The organism is Yinghuangia aomiensis, assembly GCF_039542225.1.
GTDB lineage: Bacteria > Actinomycetota > Actinomycetes > Streptomycetales > Streptomycetaceae > Yinghuangia > Yinghuangia aomiensis.
The window spans coordinates 269,139-292,282 of record NZ_BAABHS010000002.1; the positions used below are offsets into that span (position 1 = coordinate 269,139).

A 23,144-nucleotide genomic window follows, 5' to 3' on the forward strand; every position below is an offset into this window, starting at 1 on the left:
CGCCCCGTGAGGCGGCCGCCCGGCCCGTTCCGTCCGCCGGTCAGCTCCCGGTCGGGTGCCAGACCGTACGGGTCTCGGTGAACGCGAGCATCCGCGCCACGCCCGGGTCGGCCGTCCAGTCCGGCTCCTTGGCGTCCGGCCGCAGCACGCGCTTGAGGTTGTCCGCGGCGGCGACCTCCAGGTCGCGCACCGACGCCACCCCGGCGTTGTGCGACGCGCCCGCCAGGTCGATCGCGTTGACGTCCTGGTGCGCGGCCAGCCACGGCGCCACCTCGGCGAGCGGACCGCTGAGGATGTTCACCACACCGCCCGGCACGTCGGACACGCCCAGCACCTCGCCGAACGCCAGCGCGGGCAGCGGCGCCTGCTCGGACGCCAGCACCACCGCGGTGTTCCCGGTTGCGATCACCGGCGCCACCACGCTGGTCAGCCCGAGCAGCGACGACTTCCGCGGGGCGAGCACGGCGACCACGCCGGTCGGCTCCGGCGTGGACCAGTTCGCGTACGGCCCCGCCACCGGGTTCGCGCCGCCGGCCACCTGCGCGAGCTTGTCCGTCCAGCCCGCGTACCAGACCCAGCGGTCCACGGACGCGTCGACGAGCGCCAGCGCCTTGTTGCGGCCCACGCCCTCCGCCGCCGACACCTCGGACGCGTACTCCTCGCGGCGCGCCTCCAGCATCTCGGCGATCCGGTACAGCACCTGCCCGCGGTTGAACGCCGTCGCGCCCGACCAGCCCGGGTACGCCTTGCGCGCGGCGACCACCGCGTCGCGGGCGTCCTTGCGGGTGCCGCGCGGCGCGTTCGCCACCGGCCGGTCCTTCGTGTCGGTCACGGCGTACACCCGTCCGCTCTCGGAGCGGGGGAACTTGCCCCCGATGTACAGCTTGTAGGTCTTGTTGACCGCCAGACGAGACTCAGACATCGAGGTAGGCCTCCAGCCCGTGGCGGCCACCCTCACGGCCGAATCCGGATTCCTTGAAGCCGCCGAACGGCGACGCCGGGTCGAAGCGGTTGAAGGTGTTCGTCCACACGACGCCCGCGCGGAGCCGCTGCGCCGTCCACAGGGCCTTGGCGCCCTTCTCCGTCCACACGCCCGCGGACAGGCCGTACGGCGTGTTGTTGGCCTTCTCGACGGCCTCGGCCGGGGTGCGGAACGTCAGCACGGACAGCACCGGGCCGAAGATCTCCTCGCGCGCGATGCGGTGCGCCTGCGTCACGCCGGTGAACACGGTCGGCGGGAACCAGAAGCCCTTCGCGGGGATCTCGCACGGCGCCGTCCAGCGCTCGGCGCCTTCCTCGTCGCCGGCGTTGACCAGGCGCGTGATGCGGTCGAGCTGCTCGGCCGAGTTGATCGCGCCCACATCGGTGTTCTTGTCCATCGGGTCGCCGAGACGCAGGGTGCCCAGGCGGCGGGTCAGCATGTGCAGGACCTCGTCGGCGACGGACTCCTGCACGAGCAGCCGCGATCCGGCGCAGCACACCTGGCCCTGGTTGAAGAAGATGCCGTTGACGATGCCTTCGACGGCCGAGTCGAGCGCGGCGTCGTCGTAGACGATGTTCGCGGCCTTGCCGCCGAGTTCGAGGGTCAACTTCTTGCCGGTGCCCGCGACGGTGCGCAGGATCTGCTTGCCGACCTCGGTCGAGCCGGTGAACGCGATCTTGTCGACGTCCGGGTGCGCGACGACCGCGCGGCCGGTGTCGCCCGCGCCGGTCACGATGTTGACGACGCCCGCGGGCAGCCCGGCCTCGACGCAGATCTCCGCGAAGCGCAGCGCGGTGAGCGGCGTCGTCTCGGCGGGCTTGAGGACCACCGTGTTGCCCGCGGCGAGCGCCGGGGCGATCTTCCACGCGAGCATCAGCAGCGGGAAGTTCCACGGGATGACCTGTCCGGCCACGCCGAGCGGCTTCGGGTCGGCCCCGAAGCCGGCGTGCGCGAGCTTGTCGGCCCAGCCCGCGTAGTGGAAGAAGTGCGCGGCGACCAGCGGGATGTCGACGTCGCGCGATTCGCGGATCGGCTTGCCGTTGTCCAGCGTTTCCAGCACCGCGAGTTCGCGGGCGTGCTCCTGCACGAGGCGCGCGATGCGGAACAGGTACTTGGCGCGCTCGCTGCCGGGCAGCGCGGACCAGGTGCGGAAGGCCTTGCGGGCCGCCTTGACCGCACGGTCGACGTCCGCTTCGCCGCCGACGGCGACCTCGGACAGGACCTCCTCGGTGGCCGGGTTGACGGTCTTGAGCGTGCCGCCGTCCGCGGCTTCGGTGAACTTGCCGTCGACGAACAGGCCGTACGACGACGCGATGTCGGCCGCGGCGCGGGACTCCGGGGCCGGGGCGTAGGCGAAGGGGTTGCGGGAGGCAGTCACGGGTCAGTCCACCGTCACGTAGTCGGGGCCGGAGTAGCGGCCGGTGGCCTGCTTGTGGCGCTGCATGAGCAGGTCGTTGAGCAGGCTGGAGGCGCCCAGGCGGAACCAGTCGGGGGTCAGCCAGTCCGGGCCGGCGGTCTCGTTCACCAGGACGAGGTACTTGATGGCGTCCTTGGTGGTGCGGATGCCGCCCGCGGGCTTGACGCCGATCTGGCGGCCGGTCGCCGCGCGGAAGTCGCGCACCGCTTCGAGCATCACCAGCGTGACCGGGAGCGTCGCGTTGGTGGCGACCTTGCCGGTGGACGTCTTGATGAAGTCGGCTCCGGCGAGCATGCCCAGCCACGAGGCCCGGCGGACGTTGTCGTACGTCACCAGCTCGCCGGTCTCCAGGATGACTTTCAGGTGCGCGCTGCCGCAGGCCGCCTTGACCGCGACGATCTCGTCGAAGACCGCCTGGTACCGGCCGGACAGGAAGGCGCCGCGATCGATGACCATGTCGATCTCGTCCGCACCCGCGGCCACCGCGGTGGCGACGTCGGCGAGCTTCACGTCGAGCGCGGCGCGCCCGGACGGGAAGGCGGTGGCGACCGACGCGACCTTGACGGGCGCGCTGCCGAGGGCCTGCTTGGCCTCGGCGACCAGGTCGGGGTAGACGCAGATGGCGGCCGGGCGCGGGGTGCCGGGCGTGCCCGGATCCGGGTGCAGCGCCTTGGCGCACAGCGACCGGACCTTTCCGGGGGTGTCGGCGCCCTCCAGCGTGGTCAGGTCGATCATCGAGATGGCGAGGTCGATCGCGAACGCCTTGGCGTCCTTCTTGATCGAGCGCGTCCCGAGCATCGCGGCGCGGGACTCGGCCCCCACCTTGTCGATGCCGGGAAGCCCGTGGAGGAACCGGGTCAAGGCCGCCTCGGAGGACGTCACCTCGACCGGGTCGGCAGGGAAGGCAGACAGCATGGTCACCACATGAGCATATCTACACGCGTAGCGCCTGTCATGGGCCGCAGCGCGCGTTCCGGTGCCGCGACGTGCTCCCCGGTGCTTTCCCGGTGCCTCGACGGCGTCATCCCGACGGGACGTTTCTGCAATCGGGTGATCACCCAAAGAACACATATACGGCGGTACGTTTCGACGGTACGCCTTCGTGCGGCACAATCCGGCCCATGAGCAACGACGAGGGCGTCACCTCCTACCGGTCCAAGCCGGCCGCGTTCACCGGGGTCGTGCTACTGGCGGTGGGCCTGTGGCTGATGATCGACACCCTCGTGCGCGGCAGCGGACGGACCGCCCTCATGGTGATCGGCGTGGTCCTGGCGCTCGGCACGGTGGTCTTCGCGCTGACCCTCCGTGCGGCGGTCTTCGCCGGCCCGGAGCGCCTGGTCATCCGCAACCCGTTCCGCGGCATCGAGATCCCGTGGGGCGCGATCGACGAGATCCGCGCCGAGTACTCGCTGGAAGTCCGCGCACAAGGCAAGTCGTTCCACATCTGGGCGATCCCGGTGTCGCTCCGCGAACGCAAGCGCGCCCTGCGCGCCAACGCCCGCGCGACCGCCGAAGACCCGATGGACCGTGGCCACAGCTCCGTGCACTACATCCCGCAGGCCGCGGTCGCCGACCACGCCCTCGCCGACCTGCGCGGCATGGCCGAGCAGTTCGCCAAGGAGTCGACCGGCGACGTCAAGGCCGTCTGGTACCTGCCTGTCCTCGCGCCGATCGTCGTCGGCATCGTGCTGGCGGCGGTGGCCGCCGCGCTCTGAGCCGGCCGGGACGGCCGAGTCGGAGCGCGGCGGCCCGCGGCGTCACATGCCCAGCGCCGCCGCCAGATCCCTCGTGAGTTCGGCCAGCGTCACCGACGCAACGCGCCGGGCCTCGGCGACCTGGCTGTGCACCGGCACCACGACCTGGAGGTAGCCCTTCAGCTTCGGCTCGGTGCCGCTGGGGCGGACCACGATCCGGGCCGAGGCGACGTCGTCCGCGCCGGCCAGGGTGTAGCGCAGGCCGTCGGTCGGGGGCAGGTCGGCGGAGCCCGCCGCGAGGTCGTCGACGCGGGCCACGCGCAGGCCGCCCAGCTCGGTCGGCGGGGTGGCGCGCAGCCGGGCCATCCCGTCGGCGATCAGTTCGAGCTTGTCGACGCGCACCGCGTACTGGTCGGTCGCGTGCAGGCCGAACTCGATGGCGATCCGGTCCAGCAGGTCGAGGAGCGTCCGGCCCTCGCGCTTCGCGGCGGCGGCCAGCTCGGCGATCATGAGCGCGGCCGACACGCCGTCCTTGTCGCGGACGCCGTCCGGGTCGACGCAGTAGCCGAGGGCCTCTTCGTAGGCGAACGTCAGGTTCGGAACACGTGCCAGCCACTTGAAGCCGGTCAGCGTCTCCACGTAGTCCAGGCCGAAGCGCTCCGCGACCGGGCCCAGCAGCGACGACGACACGATTGTGGTGGCCAGCACCCCCGTCCCGCCGGCCCGCCGGGCGATCTCCACGCCGAGCAGCGCGCCGACCTCGTCGCCGCGCAGCATCCGCCAGCCGCCCTGCACCGCCGGGTCGGGCACCGCGACCGCGCAGCGGTCGGCGTCCGGGTCGTTGGCGATCACCAGGTCGGCGTCCGCGGCCGCGGCGGTCTCGAACGCGAGGTCCATCGCGCCCGGCTCCTCCGGGTTCGGGAACGCGACCGTCGGGAAATCCGGGTCCGGCTCGGCCTGCGCCGCCACCACGGTCGGCACCGGGAAGCCCGCGCGCTCGAACGCGCTGAGCATCACCGCGCCGCCGACCCCGTGCATCGCGGTGTGCACGATCCGCACGTCGCGCGGCCCGTCCGGACGCACCACGCCCGCCGCGCGGTCCAGGTAGGCGTCCAGCAGCGCCTCGCTGAGGATCTCCCAGCCGCCGTCCGCCATCGGCACGTCGGCCAGGGAGCCGACCGCGGCGATCCGCGCGGCGATCTCCTCGTCGGCGGGCGGCACGATCTGCGAGCCGTCGCCCAGGTACACCTTGTAGCCGTTGTCGCGCGGCGGGTTGTGGCTCGCCGTCACCATCACGCCCGCGACGCAGCCCAAGTGGCGGATCGCGTACGCCAGCACGGGCGTCGGCAGCGGCCGCGGCAGGACCAGTGCGTGCAGCCCGGCGGCCTCCATGACCGCGGCGGTGTCGCGCGCGAACACGTCCGACTTGTGCCGGGCGTCGAACCCGACGACCACCGTGCCCGGGTTGGTGGCGTTCAGGTAGGCGGCGAGTCCCGCCGCCGCCCGGATCACCACCGCCCGGTTCATCCGGTTGGGCCCGGCGCCGAGTTCGCCGCGCAGTCCCGCGGTGCCGAACTGCAGCATCCCGGCGAACCGGTCGGCCAGCGCGGCGCGGTCGTCCGCGTCGAGCAGCCGCCGCAGCTCCGCGCGGGTGTCCGGGTCGGGGTCCTCGGCCAGCCACGCGCGGGCGGCCTCGGCGACGTCACTCAAGGGCGGTCTCCTGTCGGGAAGGGGAAAGGCCGGGAAGAGGGGGCCGCGCCGCGCAGCCGCAGACGGAAGCGGCCTAGATCCGGGGGAGCACCTCGGCCAGCAGGCGGCCCATCCGCACCGCGGACGTGCGGCCGGCTTCCAGGACCTCTTCGTGGTTGAGCGGCTCGCCGGTCATGCCCGCGGCCAGGTTGGTCACCAGCGAGATGCCGAGCACCTCGGCGCCGGCCTCACGGGCCGCGATGGCCTCGAGCGTCGTGGACATGCCGACCAGGTGCCCGCCGATGGCGCGGACCATCCCGATTTCCGCGGGCGTCTCGTAGTGCGGCCCGGGGAACTGCACGTAGACGCCTTCTTCGAGGCTCGGCTCGACCTCGCGGCACAGCTCGCGCAGGCGCGGCGCGTACAGGTCGGTCAGGTCCACGAAGTTCGCGCCGACGATCGGCGACGTCGCGGTGAGGTTGATGTGGTCGGAGATCAGCACCGGCTGGCCCGGGGTGAACGTCGGGCGCAGCCCGCCGCAGCCGTTGGTCAGCACGACCGTCCGGCAGCCCGCCGCGACGGCGGTGCGGACGCCGTGCACGACCGAGGCGACGCCGCGGCCCTCGTACAGGTGGGTGCGTCCGAGGAACACCAGGGCGCGCCGGTCGCCGACGGCGATCGACCGGATGGTGCCCGCGTGGCCCGCGACCGCGGGCGGCGGGAAGCCGGGCAGGTCGGTGACCGGGAACTCGTGGTCGGCGGTGCCGAGCATGTCCGCGGCGGGGACCCAGCCGGACCCCATCACCAGCGCGATGTCGTGGCGGGGAGTGCCGGTGATCTCCGCGAGACGCCGGGCGGCGGCGTCCGCGGCGGCGGCCGGGTCGGTGCTGAGAATGGCGTCGGAAGCGTTCACACCGTGAGCGTAAATGGTGGGGTGTCGATCCAGGCGCTTGGGGTCTATGCGCGTAGAGATCGTGTCGCAATCGATGCCGAAAACATCGGGGTGCCGCGCCGCTCGCCCGCAGCACGTCCGGCCCCGCCACCGGAGGGTGGCGGGGCGGTCGATGTGCGTGGCGTGGCTACATCCCCACGGAGCCGCACGGGCGGGTGCGGAGTTCCTTGACGTAGTCGTCGGGCGCGCCCGCGGATTCCGCCGCTTCGGCGACCATGCCGAGGTAGCGTGCGGACGGGAGGCCGCCCTCGTAGTCGTTGAGGACGTACAGCCAGGCGAGTTCCTCGCCGAACAGGGTCTCGACGCGCACCTTGGCCTTCCGGTACAGGCCGAGCGACTCGCCTTCCCAGCGGTCGAGGGCGTCCTCGTCCGCGTCGGTCAGGTCGTACAGCGCGACGAACACCTGCGAAATCTCGTCCTCGACCACGGTGGCAAGGGAGCCCTCCCAGCCCAACTGCTCGCCGCCGAACGTGAGGCGCCAGCCCGGCAGCCAGCCGGTGACGCGGAGCGGGGAGTGGGGAGCGCGCCGTGCCATCTGCCGCGCGTCGAGGTTGCTTGCGTACGCGGCGTAGAGGGGCATGGTTCCGCATCCTACGCGGCGCCCTGCGATGGGAGAGACTCGCCACATAAGAGAGGATGGGACGCGTGACTCGCATAGTGATCGTTGGTGGCGGCCCCGGGGGCTATGAGTCGGCGCTGGTCGCCGCGCAGCTCGGGGCCGAAGTGACCGTGGTCGAGCGCGACGGCGTGGGCGGTGCCGCGGTCCTGACGGACTGCGTGCCGTCCAAGACCCTGATCGCGACCGCGGAAGTCATGACCAACTTCGCCGATTCCCACCAGGAACTCGGCATCTACGTGGACGACGGCACGCCCGGCACGCTCGACCGGCCGAAGGTCGGCGTCGACCTGGACGTGGTCAACAAGCGTGTGCTGGAGCTGGCCCAGGCCCAGTCCGTCGACATCGCCAACGGCCTGCGCCGCGCCGGGGTCGACCTGCTGCGCGGCTCCGGCCGGCTAGACGGGCCGCGCCGTGTGGTCGCCGAGCTGGAGGACGGCACCACCGAGACGCTGGAGGCGGACGCGATCCTGATCTCCACCGGGGCCACCCCGCGCGTGCTGCCCGGCGCGGTGCCGGACGGCGAGCGGATCCTGGACTGGAAGCAGGTCTACGGCCTCACCGAGCTGCCGCGCGAACTCATCGTGGTCGGCTCGGGTGTCACCGGCGCCGAGTTCGCCGGCGCCTACCAGGCCCTCGGGTCGAAGGTGACGCTCGTCTCCAGCCGCGACCGCGTGCTGCCCGGCGAGGACCCGGACGCGGCCGAGGTGCTGGAGAGCGTGTTCAAGCGCCGCGGCATGCGGGTCATGGGCCGGTCGCGAGCCGAGCGCGTCGAGCGGCTCGGGGACAGCGTGATCGTCCACCTGGCCGACGGCCAGACCCTGGAGGGCAGCCACTGCCTCATGGCGGTCGGCGCGGTGCCGAACACGCAGGGCATCGGCCTGGAGGAGTCCGGGGTCTTCCTCAAGGACTCCGGGCACGTGCGGGTCGACCGGGTGTCGCGCACCACCGCGAACGGCGTCTACGCGGCCGGCGACTGCACCGGCGTGTTCGCCCTCGCGTCGGTCGCCGCGATGCAGGGCCGCATCGCGATGTACCACATGCTCGGCGACGCGGTCTCGCCGCTGGACCTCAAGGCCGTGGCGTCCAACGTGTTCACCGACCCGGAGATCGCCACCTGCGGCTATTCGCAGGCCGCGATCGACTCGGGCGAGATCGACGCGCACACGGTGAAGATGCCGCTGTCGCGCAACCCGCGCGCGAAGATGCAGGGCATCCACGACGGCTTCGTGAAGCTGTTCTGCCGTCCGGGCACCGGCATCGTGGTCGGCGGCGTGGTCGTCGCGCCGCGCGCGAGCGAGCTGATCCACGCGGTGTCGCTCGCCGTCGACCTGCACCTGACGGTCGATCAGGTGGCGAACGCCTTCACGGTGTACCCGTCGCTGTCCGGTTCGCTCGCCGAGGCGGCGCGCCGCCTGCACCGCCGCGACCGGGTCTGATCGACCGGGTCCGTACCGCCGCACCGTGACAAGGCCGCGATTCCCGAGCGGGGAGTCGCGGCCTCGCTATTTCCTTGCGGCGTCCGGGTGTTCTCCACTCGATCGGGTGGCTTTCCGGGAACACGCGCGACCGCGCTCGCCAAGCGCGCATACTCGTTTCGGAGTGGTCACGTGTGTGCACGGATGGGCACGACACGACCGCAAGCGATTTCGCGGGCGCTGTGGGCATGGTGGGGACAGCCCCGTTCGGCGAATACGCGCCTCCCGGATGCGGTGTTCCGCGGCTTCGAGCCCGTTCACCGCCGACTTTCGCTGCCCTGAATGCCCCGGATCCTCATCATCTTGGTGAACAAGTTTGGGTAAGACCTGCAACCGGCTGAAAAGAGGTGGTCGGTCGCGTTACCTTCGTCACGTGTTCGCTGCTGAGCGTCGTCAGTTGATTCTGGAAATGGTGCGGGCCAACGGAGCGGTGTCCCTGAGGGAACTCGCCCGGGTGGTCCAGACGTCCGAGGTGACAGTCCGCCGGGACGTGCGTGCGTTGGAAGCCGAGGGGCTTCTCGACCGCAGGCACGGCGGTGCGGTGCTGCCCGGTGGACTCGCGCGGGAGCCCAGCTACTCGCAGAAGACCCATCTCGCCGCCGCGGAGAAGGCCGCGATCGCCGATCTCGCCGTGTCGCTGGTCGACGAGGGAGACGCGGTCGTCGTGGGCGCGGGAACAACCACGCAGGAGCTGGCCCGGAGACTGGCCCGCATCCCCGGCCTCACCGTCGTCACCAACTCCCTTCTCGTCGCCCAAGTCCTCGCGCACGCCAACCGCGTCGAGGTGGTCATGACCGGCGGGACGCTGCGCGGCTCGTCGTACGCGCTGGTCGGCAGCGGTGCCGAACAGGCGCTGTCCGGGCTGCGGGTGCGCCGGGCGTTCGTGTCCGGCAACGGGCTGACCGCGGAACGCGGCCTGTCCACGCCGAACATGCTCTCCGCGAGCGTGGACCGGGCGCTCGTGCAGGCCGCCCACGAGGTCGTGGTGATGGTCGACCACACCAAGATCGGGGTCGACACGATGTTCCAGACCGTGGCGTCGGAACGCATCACGCACTTGGTGACCGACGAGGACGCTCCGTCCGCGGAACTGTCCGCACTCGCCGAGATCGGCGTGCAGATCCACACGGCGCATCTGCCGCAGCGTGCGGTGCCGGGGGCGCGTACCGAGATCAACGGGGACCGGCTGCTCGGCGTGGACCACGCCGGGGCGGGGCCGGACGGGCGCGACCGAAGGCTGTGAGCGCGCCCTGGCCGTCGCACGGCCGGTGCCGGGGGCCCGCCGCCACGGGCCCGCCGGAGCTCGGCCTGACGGGCCGTCAGGACCGGTGCGTGCGGCGGCGCTTGCGGTGCTCGCCGCGCTGGATGCGGGCGGCCAGGTCGTCGTGGAAGGTGCCGTAGCCGGTCGCCGACCACACGGACACGGCAGGGTCCACCGCGTAGTACGGCACGATCCGCCCGTCGGGCGCCCGGTCCGCGAGGTGGGCGGGTGCGTCGCCGCGGCGGATCGCCTTGCGGCACCGGGTGCAGGCGGGGACTTTGAGCGTGGTCTTGTAGCCGGTCCGCCATTCCGCGGTGCGGTCCGAACGCCCGTGCAGCGGGTTGAAGAAGCACGGCCGCGGCAGGGCGGGGAGCGGTTCGTGCCGGTAGCGGGCGGCGGCCACCGCCAGCGACACGCGCGCGTCGCCCGCGAGGACGGCGACGCCCGCGAGTTCGACGAGGTCGGCCACGTCGTCCATGAGCCGCCCGGCGGCGTCGTACGCATCGAGCGCCCGGGACAGCGCCTTGTGCACGTCCGGCGCGGGCTCCGGCGGGAACTCGACGACGGCGAGCAGCTCGCCGACCGCGGTCACTTCGGAGCGCACCGCGTCGGCCATCCGGCCGAGCGCGGCCTGCATCGCGGCCAGCGTGGCGACTTCCTCGGGCGTGGGCTCGTGTCTGGCCGGTCCGGGGGAGAGCCACCGGTGCACGGGCAGGGGGACATGCGGACGAGGTATCCACTGACGCCATCCCGGGCGCGGTGTCGGCATCCTCCGAAGGTACTCCGCCGCACTCCCGCCCACTCCGGCCCCACCGCGCGACGCCCGCCCCGGCGAACGCGGCGCGGCCCCCGTCCGGTTCGGACGGGGGCCGCGGTGTTCCGGGTGCTGCGGGCGGGTCAGTCCTTGATCTCGCAGAGGACCGCGCCGCTGGTGACCGTGGCGCCGACCTCGGCGGCCAGGCCCTTGACCGTGCCCGCGCGGTGCGCGTTCAGCGGCTGCTCCATCTTCATCGCCTCCAGGACCACGATCAGGTCGCCCTCGGCAACCTCCTGGCCCTCCTCGACGGCGACCTTGACGATGGTGCCCTGCATCGGGCTGGCGAGGGCGTCGCCCGAGGCGGCCGCACCGGCCTTCTTCGCGCCCGCGCGCTTCGGGGCCTTCTTCGCCGGGCCGGCCGCGGCCGCGCCGGACGCGCCCAGACCCGCCGGGAGGGTGACCTCGACGCGCTTGCCGTTGACCTCGACGACGACGGTCTCGCGCTCGGCCGGCTCGTCGCCGTCGCCCGCACCGCCCGCGAACGGGGCGATGTCGTTGTCGAACTCGGTCTCGATCCACCGCGTGTGCACGGTGAACGGCTCGGCCGACCCGTGCACCTCGGGGGCGAACGCCGGGTCGCCGACGACCCGCCGGTGGAACGTCAGCGCGGTCGCCATGCCGTCGATCCCGAACTCGGCGAGCGCCCGCGCGGAACGCTGCAGCGCCTGCTCGCGGGTCGCGCCGGTGACGATCAGCTTCGCGAGCAGCGAGTCGAACGCCTGGCCGATGACCGAGCCCTGCTCGACCCCGGAGTCCAGCCGCACGCCCGGGCCTGTCGGCGGCTGCCACACGGTGACCGCGCCGGGCGCCGGAAGGAAGCCGCGGCCCGGGTCCTCGCCGTTGATGCGGAACTCGAACGAGTGGCCGCGCAGCTCCGGGTCGTCGTAGCCCAGCTCTTCGCCGTCCGCGATGCGGAACATCTCGCGGACCAGGTCGATGCCGGCGACCTCTTCGGTGACCGGGTGCTCGACCTGGAGGCGGGTGTTGACCTCGAGGAAGGAGATCGTGCCGTCCTGGCCGACGAGGAACTCGCAGGTGCCCGCACCCACGTAGCCGGCCTCCTTGAGGATGGCCTTCGACGCGCGGTACAGCTCGGCGATCTGCGCCTCGCTGAGGAACGGCGCCGGGGCTTCCTCGACCAGCTTCTGGTGGCGGCGCTGCAGCGAGCAGTCGCGGGTCGACACGACCACCACGTTGCCGTGCTGGTCGGCGAGGCACTGGGTCTCGACGTGCCGCGGCTTGTCGAGGTAGCGCTCGACGAAGCACTCGCCGCGGCCGAACGCGGTGACCGCCTCGCGGACCGCGGAGTCGTACAGCTCGGGGATCTCCTCGAGCGTGCGGGCGACCTTGAGGCCGCGGCCGCCGCCGCCGAAGGCCGCCTTGATGGCGATCGGGAGGCCGTTCTCCCGGGCGAACGCGACGACCTCGTCGGAGCCGGAGACCGGGTCCGGGGTGCCGGCGACCAGCGGCGCGCCCGCGCGCTGGGCGATGTGCCGGGCGGCGACCTTGTCGCCCAGGTCGCGGATGGCCTGCGGCGGCGGGCCGATCCAGATGAGGCCGGCGTCGAGCACGGCCTGCGCGAATTCCGCGTTCTCCGACAGGAAGCCGTAGCCCGGGTGGACGGCGTCCGCCCCGGAGTCGGCCGCGGCCTTGAGCACCTTGGCCATGTCCAGGTAGCTCTCCGCCGGGGTGTTGCCGCCGAGCGCGTGGGCCTCGTCGGCCACCCGCACGTGCACGGCGTCGCGGTCCGGGTCCGCGTAAATGGCGACGCTGGCGATTCCGGCGTCTTTGCAGGCCCGCGCAACGCGGACGGCGATCTCTCCGCGGTTGGCGATCAGCACCTTGCGCACGATCTGGCTCCCTCCTAGAACTGGGCAGAGTCTAGGGAGTGGCACGCGGACATGCAGTGCCGCCCCACCCCGTCACAGGTCGGCGTCCCGGTCGACTCGATGCGTGACGGGACTTCGGCGGCGCTGCCGATGGACCCAAAGTACTCCGGGCATTCCGCACGGTGTTATCGGGGGCGTCACACTCCGGCGCACTTCCTTATAGGGACTTCCGCTTATAAGGACTTCGGCGCGTCGGCCGCGTCGGCAACCGGATCGGCGGTGCCGACGGGGAGCGGGAGGCCGGCGGCGGGGCGCCTCGGGAGGGAGACCCGGCGGCGGTTTCCGGACCCGGCCGCATACCCTTTTCCCTACACCTCGTTCTTGCCTCGTGCGCGCTCCCGGGCCACGCCCTCCCCGGGAACGCGGCGGCGGCAACCGCGCGTTAGCGTGGAGAACGAAATCACCCAATTGGGGAGTTCACCATGGTTGCCGCTCTGGTCGCCCCGAAGATGGTCGACCTCATCCGCCGCTCGCTGCCCGAGCCGCTGCGCCGAGATTTCGACGCGGATCTGCGCCGGACCGAGACGCGCAGACTCCAGCCTCTGCTGCGCATGTGGCGCGCCCGCGGCGCGGCCCGGAACGATCCGGACCGGCTGCGCGAACTGGAAGCCGCGGTGCGCCGCGACCCCGACGGCACCGTGACCTGGACGGCCGAAGGCCACTGACCGGATTCCGACCGGTCCGCGGGTCTGCCGCCCGCCCTGGACCGGCCCGGTCCACGACGGGCGGCACGCCGCCGTCGGGCGGCCGAACCACGACTTACCGGAAGATGCCCGTGTGGCCGAGCGAGTAGCGGCCCGGCTGCGGGTAGACCGCCAGACCGTGCGGGCCCTTCCCGACCTTGATGCGGGCGATGAGGTGCCCGTCGGCGGTGTCGATCGCGTAGACCTCGGAGTCGTAGCGGCCCGAGAGCCACAGCACCTTCCCGTCCGCGGAGACGCCGCCCATGTCGGGGCTGCCGCCGTCGGGCAGGTGCCACTTGGTGTTGATCCTGCCGCCGTTCTCCGCGCCCGGAGTGAACTCCCACAGCGTGATCGTGCCCTCGCCGCGGTTCGACACGTACATGTACTTGGAGTCGCGGCTGATGTAGAGGCCGTGCGTGCCCTTGCCGGTCGGGATCAGCTTCGGTGTGCCGAAGGTGTCGCCGTTGAGCACCCAGATCCCGTGGCTCATCATGTCGGCGATGTACCAGGTCCTGCCGTCCGGTGAGATCTTCACGTCCTGCGGCATGGTGTGGTGCTTGGGCAGCTTCTGCCGCGCGATGATCTCCATCTTCTCGGTGTCGACCTTGAGCAGCTGCCCGTCGAACTCGCACGAGACGATGAAGTAGCGGCCGTCGGGGGAGAAGTCGGCGTGGTTGACGCCGTCGCAGCCGACCGGCAGCTCCTTGACGGTGGCCATCGTGTGCGCGTCGCGGAACACGAGCTCGTGGTCGGCGGACGCCATCACCACCGCGTACTTGCCGTCCGGCGTGAAGTACAGGTTGTAAGGGTCGTGCACGTCCACGGTCGGCCCGGTCTTGCCGGTCGCCGGGTCGATCTCGGTGAGCGTGTTGCCCAGGTCGTTGTTGACCCACAGGGTTTTGAGGTCCCAGGACGGCACGACGTGCTGCGGCTGGCGCCCGACCTTGATGGTCTCGATCACCTGGTACGTCGCCGGGTCGATCACCGTCACCGTGTCCGACTCGGTGTTGGGAACGTACACCCGGGACGGGAAGTTCTTCACCGCGTCGGCGAGTTGGTTCGGCCGGTCGGCGGCGTACAGGTCGTTCGGGTCGAGGACCGGGGGCATCCCCGGCAGTCCCGGCTGCGTCTTGACGTCGCCGTGCGGCGGCAGCGCGGGCTGCACGCCGGTCGACGGCGAAGCGGAGTGCGCATGTGCGGGCGGTTTGCTGTCGCTCGAGCACGCGGTGAAGGTCATGAGCCCGCCCAGGGTGAAGACGAGCGTCCCGGCGGTGGTCAGAGCGACGGCGAAGCGCGACGTATGGGTGCGAGACACCGCCTCAGATTAGAACCTCCGGCGCCGTATTTACACCATATGTCTACATCGGACCTATACATCCGCCACGTACGGCGTAGCGTGGATCGAGGGGCCGCCCACGACCGGAGGCCGGCCATGTCTCTACCCACACTCAACGGACTGCAGGAACGCGTGCACGGCGCGGTGGTCACCCCGAAAGACCCCGGCTACGAGGAAGCGCGCACCGTCTACAACGCGATGATCGACCGCAGCCCGGCCGTCGTGGTGCGCGCCGCCAACGCGGGCGACGCCGTCGCGGCCGTGGACTTCGCCCGGGAAGCCGCCCTGGACCTCGCGGTGCGCGGCGGCGCGCACAGCGTGCCCGGCTTCGGCACCGTCGACGACGGCGTCGTCCTGGACTTCTCCGCGATGCGCGGCGTGCGGATCGACCCGGTGGCCCGCACCGCGCGGGTCGAGGCGGGCGCGACGTGGGCCGACCTCAACGCGGCGGCCTACGCGTTCGGGCTCGGCGTGACCGGCGGCATCATCTCCACCACCGGCGTGGCGGGGCTGACGCTCGGCGGCGGGTTCGGGCACGTGGCCCGGCGGTTCGGGCTGACCTGCGACAACCTGATTTCCGCCGACGTGGTGACCGCCGAGGGGCGGCTGCTGGTGGTGAACGAGGACGAGCACGGCGACCTGTTCTGGGCGCTGCGCGGCGGCAGCGGCAACTTCGCCGTGGTCACGTCGTTCGAATTCCGGCTCCATCCGCTGCGCGACATCTTCGGCGGGCCGATGTTCTTCGAACTCGAGCACGCCGGCGACATCCTGCGCTTCTACCGCGAGTTCATCCAGGACGCGCCGGAAGAGCTGGGCCTGTTCCCGGGCTTCCACATCGCGCCGCCGCTGCCGTTCATCCCGGAGGACCGGGTCGGCGACACGTTCATCGCGCTGGTGCCGTGCTGGTCGGGCGCGATGGAGGACGCCGAACGGGTGCTGCGTCCGGTGCGCGAGGTGGCGCCGACGGTCGCCGAGTTCGTCGGCCCGATGCCGTACCCCGCGCTCAACGCCGCCTTCGACCCGCTGCTGCCGCCGGGACTGCGGCACTACTGGAAGGGCCTGTTCGTCACCGAGCTGACCGACGAGGCCATTGCCGCGCATCTGGAGTACGGGCCGCGGGTCCCGACCGTGAACTCGACCATGCACCTGTACCCGATCAACGGGGCGTGCCACCGCGTCGCGCCGGACGCGACCGCGTGGGGCCACCGGGACGCGACCTTCGCCACCGTCATCCCCGGCGTCTGGGACGACCCGGCGCGCGACGAGGAGATGACCGCGTGGGTGCGCGACTACCACGACGCCCTGGCGCCGCACTCCGCGGCGGGCGGCTACGTCAACTTCCTGAGCGGCGACGACGCCGAACGCCAGGACAAGGTGCGGGCCTCCTACGGCACGCACTACGACCGGCTCGTCGAGGTCAAGCGGCGCTACGACCCGGGCAACCTGTTCCACGTCAACCAGAACATCGCACCATGAGGCACGGCGCCGTCCCGCGGGTTCCGTGATGCGGTGTCAGGTGCCCGCCGCGGGTCGGACGGTCACGCCCACAGGTCGGTGATGCCCACGCCGAGTTCCGCGAGCAGCCTGCGCAGCAGCGGCAGCGACAGGCCGATGACGTTGCCGGGGTCCCCGTCGATGCCGTCGACGAACGGCGCCGACCGGCCGTCGAGGGTGAACGCACCCGCGACACGCAGCGGTTCGCCGGACGCCACGTAGGCCTCGATCTCCGCGTCGGTCGGGGTGCCGAACCGCACCACCGTCCCGCAGATCGCGGACGCCTCGGTGCCCGCCGCGGTGTCGATCACGCAGTGCCCGGTCACCAGGACGCCTTCGCGCCCGCGCATCGCGTGCCAGCGCGCGACCGCCGCCTCCGGGGACGCGGGCTTGCCCAGCGCCTCGCCGTCGAGTTCCAGGACCGAGTCGCAGCCCACGACGAGTTCGCCGCCGGTGCACTCGGCCGCGACCACGCGGGCCTTCGCCTGGGCGAGCACGAGCGCGAGGTCGGACGGGGTAGCGGCGGTCAGCGCGTCCTCGTCCACACCGCTGACCCGCACCTTCGGGTCCAGGCCCGCGGCGCGCAGCAGTCCGAGGCGCGCCGGCGACTGGGACGCCAGAACCAGCGGGCGGGCGGCGGACTGCGGCGCGGGCGCGGGGGAAGACATGCGGCCAACGTATCCGACCCGCGCGGGCCGGCGGGCCGGGGTCCGCAGCTTCGGATCCGGGCGCGGACGTGTACGGGGCTCGGGTCACAACGCCAGCAGCGCGAGCACCACCACGACGCAGACCGGCAGCAACAGCACGACGCGCCGCAGCTGGGCCACGGCGCGTCGCAATTCCTCCGGCGGCTCTTCACGGGTGCGGCGCATGCGGACCATCGTCGGTCCGCGCGGCGCCCGCGCGATTGAGTACCGGTACTCAAATCCCGGCTCACCCGGGTGCCGCACCGGGCCCGGGTACCGGCCGGCACCCGGGCTGCGGAGCAGCGGTCAGCGAGCCCAGCCGCTCGCCTGCCACGCGCCCGGACCCGGGCGCAGCGGCGTGCGGACGAGCCGCGCGGGGGCGTTCCACTCCGACGGGGGCGCGGATGCCTCCACCGCCCCGCCGCCCGCCGCCTTCGCGGCGATGACGGTGACGATCGCCGCGAGTTCCTCGGGCGTCGGCTCACCCCGAACGATCTTGATCACGGAAACTCCTTCGCCGGCTGCCGCCTGACCCGCGGGGGCCCGGCGGCAGCCGATCACAGCCGGTTACAGCGGGATGTTGCCGTGCTTCTTCGGCGGCAGGGTCTCCCGCTTGCCGCGCAGCGCCCGCAGCGCCTTCACCACGTGGGCGCGGGTCGACGACGGCATGACGACCGCGTCGACGTAGCCGCGCTCGGCCGCGATGTACGGGTTGCAGAGCGTGTCCTCGTACTCCTGGATCAGCTCGGCGCGGCGCGCGTCCGGGTCCTCCGACGCGGCCAGCTCCTTGCGGTACACGATGTTCGCCGCGCCCTGCGCGCCCATGACCGCGATCTGCGCGGTCGGCCACGCGAGGTTGACGTCCGCGCCCAAGTGCTTGGAGCCCATGACGTCGTAGGCGCCGCCGTAGGCCTTGCGGGTGATCACCGTGACCAGCGGGACGGTGGCCTCGGCGTACGCGTAGATCAGCTTCGCGCCGCGCCGGATGATGCCGGTCCACTCCTGGTCGGTGCCCGGCAGGAAGCCCGGCACGTCGACGAAGGTCAGCACCGGGATGTTGAACGCGTCGCAGGTGCGCACGAACCGTGCGGCCTTCTCCGACGCGTCGATGTCCAGCGTGCCCGCGAACTGCATCGGCTGGTTCGCCACGATGCCGACGCTGCGGCCCTCGACGCGGCCGAAGCCGACCAGGATGTTCGGCGCGAACAGCGGCTGGACTTCCTGGAACTCGGCGTCGTCGAGCACGTGCTCGATGACCTTGTGCATGTCGTACGGCTGGTTCGCGGAGTCCGGGATCAGCGTGTCGAGCTCGAGGTCGAACTCGCTGGTCTCCAGGTCGGCGACCTCGGGGTAGGCCGGGGCCTCTTCGAGGTTGTTGCTCGGCAGGTACGACAGCAGGCCCTTGACGTAGTCGAGGGCGTCCTTCTCGTCGCCGCCCATGTAGTGGGCGTTGCCGGACTTGGTGTTGTGCGTGCGGGCGCCGCCCAGGTCCTCCATCGAGACGTCCTCGCCGGTGACCGTCTTGATGACGTCGGGGCCGGTGATGAACATCTGCGAGGTCTGGTCGACCATCACGATGAAGTCGGTCAGCGCGGGGGAGTACACGTGGCCGCCGGCCGCGGCGCCCATGATCAGCGAGATCTGCGGGATGACGCCGGACGCGATCACGTTGCGGCGGAAGATCTCGCCGTACAGGCCGAGCGAGACGACGCCTTCCTGGATGCGCGCGCCGCCGCCCTCGTTGATGCCGATGATCGGGCAGCCGGTCTTGATCGCCAGGTCGAGGACCTTGACGATCTTCTCGCCGTAGACCTCGCCGAGCGAGCCGCCGTAGATCGTGACGTCCTGCGAGAAGACGCACACCTGGCGGCCTTCGATCGTGCCGTAGCCGGTCACGACGCCGTCGCCGTAGGGGCGGTTTTTCTCCAGGCCGAAGTTGGTCGAGCGGTGCCGGGCGAACTCGTCCAGCTCGACGAACGAGCCCTCGTCGAGGAGGTACTCGATGCGCTCGCGGGCGGTCATCTTGCCCTTGGCGTGCTGCTTCTCGACGGCACGGGCCGAGCCTGCGTGCACGGCCTCGTCGATGCGGCGCCGGAGGTCGGCGAGCTTGCCGGCCGTGGTGTGGATGTCGGGATCGCCCTGTACCGGGTCCATTGAACGGGCTCCTGTCAAGTCGAACAGCGGCGATCCGTAGCGTAGCCGCGGCCCGAAACACGTTCTCACCGGCCCGGCGTAAAGGGAATCGGGGGAGGAAGTGATGCGCGCCCCAGTCGTGGTGGTGGGGGGATCGGGGGCGGCGTGGTCACGGGGTCGGCCGGGGTGGGGGCGGGCGCAGGGCACGACCCTGCCGACCGGCCCTCGGGCGGCGCCGTCCTCGTGGCCACCACCGCGCACGCGGGACGAGCCGCCCCGCCGTCCTCGTCGTCCCCTCCTCGCCGACATTTGCCGTCTCGCCCTCGGCGACCAACCCCCCGGCGGGTCCGGGCCCACCGGCGAGGCCATGACGCACACGGACGCGGGGCGAGCCGAGCGGGCGGATGCGTCGTGAGACGGGTGGCGTTTCGGGGCTGGTCACGGCGCGGTGGGCGGACTGGGCAGCGGCTGGGGCCGCGTGGGGGCCGCCGTGCGCCGAGCAGTCGCGCGAAACGCCGGCGGCTTCGGCGGGGCCGGGCGGTGATGCGGCGTGGCGGCAGCCTCCACCTGCGCGGACGCTCTGCGGCCGTCCCAGGCGCGACGATCCCGGTGGGCGCGGGCTGTGCTTGTCCGCCCGGGGTGGTGGCTTGTGCGGCGTGTGGCCGCACCCGCACGCGCTCGGGTGTGCGCCCGGGTCTTGGCTCGGCTCCGTCGGTCGGCCGGGCACCGGCCCGCGGGCCCGGTTCCGGTGTCGGCGCGGGGGCCCGGGTGTCCGGGGGGAGGCGCCTAGGGTGGGGGCATGACGAGTGGATCTGCCGACGTGCCCCAGCCTTCGCCGTGGACCGATCTCGAGCGGCCGCCGCTGCGGGAGCGCGAGTTGCAGCGGGCCTTGGTGCGCGGCGGCGGACTGTGGCGCGACGTGGTGGTGCTGCCGGAGACCGGGTCGTCGAACGCCGACGTCGCGGCGCGGTCGGGTGAGGCCGAGGGGCTCGTCGTGGTCGCCGAATCGCAGACCGCCGGACGCGGCCGGCTCGACCGCACGTGGACGGCGCCGCCGCGGTCCGGGCTGTTCCTGTCCATGCTGCTCAAGCCGGTGGACGTGCCGGTCCAGCGCTGGGGCTGGCTGCCGCTGCTCACCGGTGTCGCCGCGGCGCGGGCCATGTCGCGGGCGGGCGGCATCGACGTCCGGCTCAAGTGGCCCAACGACCTGCTCGTCGGCGAACGCAAGCTCGCCGGGATCCTCGCGGAACGCGCGGGCGAGGGCGTCGTCGTCGGCATCGGCCTCAACGTGACCCTGGCCGAGGACGAACTCCCCGTGCCCACCGCGACCTCGCTCGCCCTCGCGGGCTCGATCACCACCGACCGCGACCCGCTGCTGCGCGCGCTGCTGCGCGAGTTCGAGGACTGGTACGTGCGCTGGCGCGAGGCCGGCGGCGACGCCCGCGCGAGCGGCCTCCTGGCCGCGTACACCGACACGTGCGCCACCATCGGCCGCCGCGTCCGCGTCCAGCTCCCGGCCGGCCGCACCCTCGTCGGCACCGCCACGGGCATCGACGACGACGGCCGCCTCGTCGTCGCAGGCCCCGACGGCCCCGAACCGGTCGGCGCCGGCGACGTCGTCCACGTCCGCCCGGCGGACGAGGCCCCGCAGGTCTGACGACGGGCCGGGCGCTCGGCCGGCCGCCGCCACGGCGTCGGGAGGCCGGGTCCCGGCCCGGCGGCCGCCGTTTCCACGAGCCCGAACTCCGCGGACCCGTCTCTGGCTGAGGACCACCCCACCGCGCCCACGCCGCGGACGCTGCTGCCGGGGCCTCGCCCCGTGCTGCGTCCGGGCGCGAACGACCGCAGCCCTGGGCCCGCACACCGAAACCCCGCCGCGAGGACTTCACTCCGCACCCGCGCCGATCGGCCGCGGAGTCCGGCCGAGCCCGCGCGATCACCACAGGCCGAGCGCACGGCACTCCTCGTCCCCGCGCCTCACCCGCGTGGCGCCGTGGCCATCGCGCGGGCCGCCCGGTCCCGCCAAGCCCGCGCGCTCCCGCCGCCTCCCCGCACCCCACCCGCTCGTCCTTCGCCGCACCCGCGTGGCGTCGCGGCGATCGGCGTCGCGCGGCGGACAATTCACTCCCGTGGATCAGAGCGGTCGGCCGATGTCGGGGAGGTGAAACGGTGCTGCGTCCGCGTGGAGGGGTACCTCAGGGGGCCGACGCGCCGCCGCCCGCCGTGGCGGCCGGGCCGCTGGTGCTGCGCGAGCACTGGCGGGTGCTCGTGCTGCCCGCCGTGGTGTTGTTCGTGGACGTCGGTGCCGCCGCGTTCCTCGCCGGGATCGCGCCCGACCGGGCCGGACGGACGTGGTTCCGGCTCGCGGTGCTGTGCGTGGCCGCGGTGGCGATCGTGCGGTGGGCGGTGCTGCCATGGCTGCGCTGGCTGACCACGCGCTACGAGGTCGCCGACGGCCGCCTGCTGCTCCGCACCGGCGTCTTCCGGCAGCAGGTCCGCGCCATCCCGCTCGCCCGGATCGCCGACCTCCTCACCCGCCAGGACGGCGTCGTCGAACGCACCCTCGGCATCGGCACCCTCACCGTCGTCCCCGAGGGCGACCGGGAGCCCGTCGACCTGCCCGGGCTGCCGCGCGTCGCGGACGTCCAGGCGCGGCTGTGGCGGCACGTCGACCTGGCGCGCGACGCGGAGTTCCACGCCGGGTGTTCGGCCTCGGAAGACCGGTGGTGGGAAGGCGGTTGAGCGTCCGTACGCTTCCGTACAGCACGGCTTGCCGTATCGCAACACGGACACCGGCTGACCCGTGTGATGCCGGACACGTAGGGTGGGCCTGACGAGTCACCCGGACCCCACGGTGGAGCGCATGCCCGAGGAACGGGCCCGAGAAGGGCACCGGATCGACGGCCGGAAGACCCCGGCCGACGATCGGAACGACCATCACATAGCGCTGCCGGACCTCGACGACGCCGAGGCCGTCCAGCATTCGATCGCCGACATGGAGGAACTGGTTCTCGGCGCACCCCGCCGCTACACGTCCGGCCAAGTCGCGCAGATGGTCGGCATCCCGTTGGAGGAAGCCCGGCGTCTGTGGCGCGGGCTCGGGTTCCCGGACTTCGGTCCCGCCCGCGCCTTCACCGACGCCGACGTCGAGGCGCTGAGCCACTTGCTGGACCTGATCGGCTCCGGGCTGCTGCCCGAACCGGTCGCCGCGCAGTTCGTCCGTTCGGTCGGCCAGACGATGGCCCGGTTCGCCGAATGGCAGACCGAGGCCTGGGTCGAGTACATCGGCGGCGAGCTGACCGGCGTGCGCAGCGAGCAGGTCGCGGGCGCGGCGGGCGACGTCATGCCGCAGCTCGAGCCGCTCGTGCTGTACGCGTGGCGCCGCCATTTGGCCGCGTCGACCACCCGCGCGATGGAATCGCTGACCGACCACAACACCGTCGGGCAGCGGCTCGCCGTCGGGTTCGCCGACCTGGTCGGCTTCACCCGGCTGTCGCGCAGTCTGTCGGAGGCGGAACTCGGGCGGCTCGTGGAGACGTTCGAGGCCGCGGCGGCGGATGTCGTGACGTCGCTCGGCGGGCGGCTGGTCAAGACGCTCGGCGACGAGGTGCTGTTCGTCGCGTTCAAGCCGGACAGCGCGGTCGAACTCGGCCTGCGGATGGTCGAGGTGATGCGCGAGCAGGGCATGATGCCCGAACTCCGCGTCGGTATCGCCTACGGGCAGGTCCTGTCGCGGATGGGCGACGTGTTCGGTACGACGGTCAACCTGGCCAGCCGCCTCACCGCGCTGGCCCCCAAGAACACCGTCGTCATCGACCGCGACCTGGCCGCCGCCCTCGGCGACGACCCGGCCTTCGACCTCCAGCCGATGTGGCGCCGCCCCGTGCGCGGCCTCGGCCTGGTCGAACCCTGGACGGTCCAGCGCCACCAGGAAGCCGCCGTCGACTCCGGCGACGACGAGTCGGCCATACCGGACCAGGCGGGCCCGGTGAGCTGAGCACGGACAGCCGCAACCGC

The 23,144-nt window shown here is 72.5% G+C and carries 20 protein-coding genes and 1 pseudogene; 8 read left to right on the top strand and 13 right to left on the bottom strand.

Features of this window, described 5'->3' with window-relative positions; all coding sequences use genetic code 11:
• Positions 1–40: 40 nt before the first annotated feature.
• The 3 genes from ABEA93_RS03645 to deoC are packed head-to-tail and all read right to left on the bottom strand — an operon-like array spanning position 41 to position 3,314.
• Entirely contained in the window at positions 41–922 is an 882-nt protein-coding gene (locus ABEA93_RS03645) for an aldehyde dehydrogenase family protein (RefSeq protein ID WP_345673775.1), read from the bottom strand.
• The gene (locus ABEA93_RS03650; protein WP_345673776.1) at positions 915–2,360 is read right to left on the bottom strand and encodes an aldehyde dehydrogenase family protein; all 1,446 of its coding nucleotides are present in this window, start codon (positions 2,358–2,360) and stop codon (positions 915–917) included. Before ABEA93_RS03650 ends, ABEA93_RS03645 begins: the two co-directional genes overlap by 8 nt.
• Positions 2,361–2,363: 3 nt before the next feature.
• Positions 2,364–3,314: a deoxyribose-phosphate aldolase gene (gene deoC / locus ABEA93_RS03655; RefSeq protein ID WP_345673917.1), complete on the bottom strand. Its 951-nt coding sequence runs from the start codon at positions 3,312–3,314 to the stop codon at positions 2,364–2,366.
• 206 nt (positions 3,315–3,520) lie between these two features.
• On the opposite strand from deoC, the gene ABEA93_RS03660 reads away from it, so the two are divergent.
• A complete protein-coding gene (locus ABEA93_RS03660; RefSeq protein WP_345673777.1) occupies positions 3,521–4,114 on the top strand; it encodes a PH domain-containing protein in 594 nt (197 codons plus the stop codon).
• A 42-nt stretch (positions 4,115–4,156) separates the two neighbouring features.
• Here ABEA93_RS03660 and ABEA93_RS03665 read toward each other — a convergent pair whose 3' ends face one another.
• The 3 genes from ABEA93_RS03665 to ABEA93_RS03675 form a co-directional block, all read right to left on the bottom strand.
• Positions 4,157–5,803, bottom strand: a complete 1,647-nt coding sequence (locus ABEA93_RS03665; RefSeq protein ID WP_345673778.1) for a phospho-sugar mutase — start codon at positions 5,801–5,803, stop codon at positions 4,157–4,159.
• Between the two features lie 73 nt (positions 5,804–5,876).
• Positions 5,877–6,695, bottom strand: a complete 819-nt coding sequence (locus ABEA93_RS03670) for a purine-nucleoside phosphorylase (protein WP_345673779.1) — start codon at positions 6,693–6,695, stop codon at positions 5,877–5,879.
• 166 nt (positions 6,696–6,861) lie between these two features.
• Positions 6,862–7,314, bottom strand: a complete 453-nt coding sequence (locus ABEA93_RS03675; RefSeq protein ID WP_345673780.1) for a gamma-glutamylcyclotransferase family protein — start codon at positions 7,312–7,314, stop codon at positions 6,862–6,864.
• Between the two features lie 56 nt (positions 7,315–7,370).
• On the opposite strand from ABEA93_RS03675, the gene ABEA93_RS03680 reads away from it, so the two are divergent.
• Complete coding sequence (locus ABEA93_RS03680; RefSeq protein ID WP_345673781.1) at positions 7,371–8,789, top strand: NAD(P)H-quinone dehydrogenase; 1,419 nt, start codon at positions 7,371–7,373, stop codon at positions 8,787–8,789.
• A 448-nt stretch (positions 8,790–9,237) separates the two neighbouring features.
• Positions 9,238–10,229: pseudogene (locus ABEA93_RS03685) on the top strand (DeoR/GlpR family DNA-binding transcription regulator).
• Here the strand turns inward: ABEA93_RS03685 and ABEA93_RS03690 are convergent.
• Together ABEA93_RS03690 and ABEA93_RS03695 are read right to left on the bottom strand one after the other, a co-directional pair.
• Positions 10,148–10,858, bottom strand: a complete 711-nt coding sequence (locus ABEA93_RS03690; RefSeq protein WP_345673782.1) for a hypothetical protein — start codon at positions 10,856–10,858, stop codon at positions 10,148–10,150. The pseudogene ABEA93_RS03685 and the gene ABEA93_RS03690 overlap by 82 nt on opposite strands.
• A gap of 128 nt (positions 10,859–10,986) precedes the next feature.
• Entirely contained in the window at positions 10,987–12,756 is a 1,770-nt protein-coding gene (locus ABEA93_RS03695) for an acetyl/propionyl/methylcrotonyl-CoA carboxylase subunit alpha (RefSeq protein WP_345673783.1), read from the bottom strand.
• Between the two features lie 461 nt (positions 12,757–13,217).
• Between ABEA93_RS03695 and ABEA93_RS03700 the strand changes: the two genes are divergently transcribed.
• Positions 13,218–13,460, top strand: coding sequence for a hypothetical protein (locus ABEA93_RS03700; protein WP_345673784.1), 243 nt, complete (start codon positions 13,218–13,220; stop codon positions 13,458–13,460).
• Between the two features lie 94 nt (positions 13,461–13,554).
• Here the strand turns inward: ABEA93_RS03700 and ABEA93_RS03705 are convergent, their stop codons facing one another.
• Positions 13,555–14,715, bottom strand: a complete 1,161-nt coding sequence (locus ABEA93_RS03705) for a YncE family protein (protein WP_425584805.1) — start codon at positions 14,713–14,715, stop codon at positions 13,555–13,557.
• Positions 14,716–14,910: 195 nt separating this feature from the next.
• On the opposite strand from ABEA93_RS03705, the gene ABEA93_RS03710 reads away from it, so the two are divergent.
• A complete protein-coding gene (locus ABEA93_RS03710; protein WP_345673786.1) occupies positions 14,911–16,290 on the top strand; it encodes an FAD-binding oxidoreductase in 1,380 nt (459 codons plus the stop codon).
• Positions 16,291–16,352: 62 nt separating this feature from the next.
• Here ABEA93_RS03710 and ABEA93_RS03715 read toward each other — a convergent pair whose 3' ends face one another.
• The 4 genes from ABEA93_RS03715 to ABEA93_RS03725 form a co-directional block, all read right to left on the bottom strand.
• The gene (locus ABEA93_RS03715; protein WP_345673787.1) at positions 16,353–16,976 is read right to left on the bottom strand and encodes a Maf family protein; all 624 of its coding nucleotides are present in this window, start codon (positions 16,974–16,976) and stop codon (positions 16,353–16,355) included.
• Positions 16,977–17,060: 84 nt separating this feature from the next.
• Positions 17,061–17,180 (bottom strand): morphogenic membrane protein MmpB, encoded by a 120-nt coding sequence (gene mmpB, locus ABEA93_RS42070; RefSeq protein ID WP_423533393.1) that lies wholly within the window; start codon positions 17,178–17,180, stop codon positions 17,061–17,063.
• Positions 17,181–17,300: 120 nt separating this feature from the next.
• Positions 17,301–17,498, bottom strand: a complete 198-nt coding sequence (locus ABEA93_RS03720; protein ID WP_345673788.1) for an acyl-CoA carboxylase subunit epsilon — start codon at positions 17,496–17,498, stop codon at positions 17,301–17,303.
• Positions 17,499–17,561: 63 nt separating this feature from the next.
• Positions 17,562–19,148 (bottom strand): acyl-CoA carboxylase subunit beta, encoded by a 1,587-nt coding sequence (locus tag ABEA93_RS03725; protein ID WP_345673789.1) that lies wholly within the window; start codon positions 19,146–19,148, stop codon positions 17,562–17,564.
• Positions 19,149–19,926: 778 nt separating this feature from the next.
• Here ABEA93_RS03725 and ABEA93_RS03730 point away from each other — a divergent pair.
• From ABEA93_RS03730 to ABEA93_RS03740, 3 genes are all read left to right on the top strand, one after another.
• Positions 19,927–20,784 (top strand): biotin--[acetyl-CoA-carboxylase] ligase, encoded by an 858-nt coding sequence (locus ABEA93_RS03730; protein WP_345673790.1) that lies wholly within the window; start codon positions 19,927–19,929, stop codon positions 20,782–20,784.
• A gap of 512 nt (positions 20,785–21,296) precedes the next feature.
• The gene (locus ABEA93_RS03735) at positions 21,297–21,869 is read left to right on the top strand and encodes a PH domain-containing protein (protein ID WP_345673791.1); all 573 of its coding nucleotides are present in this window, start codon (positions 21,297–21,299) and stop codon (positions 21,867–21,869) included.
• A 121-nt stretch (positions 21,870–21,990) separates the two neighbouring features.
• A complete protein-coding gene (locus ABEA93_RS03740; protein WP_345673792.1) occupies positions 21,991–23,124 on the top strand; it encodes an adenylate/guanylate cyclase domain-containing protein in 1,134 nt (377 codons plus the stop codon).
• Positions 23,125–23,144 lie beyond the last annotated feature (20 nt).

What these genes read in the sequence shown, in the direction of transcription:
- ABEA93_RS03730 (WP_345673790.1), top strand. Translation starts at nt 19,927, where the DNA reads ATGACGAGTGGATCTGCCGACGTGCCCCAGCCTTCGCCGTGGACCGAT.
- ABEA93_RS03660 (WP_345673777.1), top strand. Translation starts at nt 3,521, where the DNA reads ATGAGCAACGACGAGGGCGTCACCTCCTACCGGTCCAAGCCGGCCGCG.
- ABEA93_RS03710 (WP_345673786.1), top strand. Translation starts at nt 14,911, where the DNA reads ATGTCTCTACCCACACTCAACGGACTGCAGGAACGCGTGCACGGCGCG.
- ABEA93_RS03690 (WP_345673782.1), bottom strand. Translation starts at nt 10,858, where the DNA reads ATGCCGACACCGCGCCCGGGATGGCGTCAGTGGATACCTCGTCCGCAT.
- ABEA93_RS03740 (WP_345673792.1), top strand. Translation starts at nt 21,991, where the DNA reads ATGCCCGAGGAACGGGCCCGAGAAGGGCACCGGATCGACGGCCGGAAG.
- ABEA93_RS03680 (WP_345673781.1), top strand. Translation starts at nt 7,371, where the DNA reads ATGGGACGCGTGACTCGCATAGTGATCGTTGGTGGCGGCCCCGGGGGC.
- ABEA93_RS03645 (WP_345673775.1), bottom strand. Translation starts at nt 922, where the DNA reads ATGTCTGAGTCTCGTCTGGCGGTCAACAAGACCTACAAGCTGTACATC.
- deoC (WP_345673917.1), bottom strand. Translation starts at nt 3,314, where the DNA reads ATGCTGTCTGCCTTCCCTGCCGACCCGGTCGAGGTGACGTCCTCCGAG.
- ABEA93_RS03700 (WP_345673784.1), top strand. Translation starts at nt 13,218, where the DNA reads ATGGTTGCCGCTCTGGTCGCCCCGAAGATGGTCGACCTCATCCGCCGC.
- ABEA93_RS03715 (WP_345673787.1), bottom strand. Translation starts at nt 16,976, where the DNA reads ATGTCTTCCCCCGCGCCCGCGCCGCAGTCCGCCGCCCGCCCGCTGGTT.
- mmpB (WP_423533393.1), bottom strand. Translation starts at nt 17,180, where the DNA reads ATGCGCCGCACCCGTGAAGAGCCGCCGGAGGAATTGCGACGCGCCGTG.
- ABEA93_RS03675 (WP_345673780.1), bottom strand. Translation starts at nt 7,314, where the DNA reads ATGCCCCTCTACGCCGCGTACGCAAGCAACCTCGACGCGCGGCAGATG.
- ABEA93_RS03725 (WP_345673789.1), bottom strand. Translation starts at nt 19,148, where the DNA reads ATGGACCCGGTACAGGGCGATCCCGACATCCACACCACGGCCGGCAAG.
- ABEA93_RS03705 (WP_425584805.1), bottom strand. Translation starts at nt 14,715, where the DNA reads ATGACCTTCACCGCGTGCTCGAGCGACAGCAAACCGCCCGCACATGCG.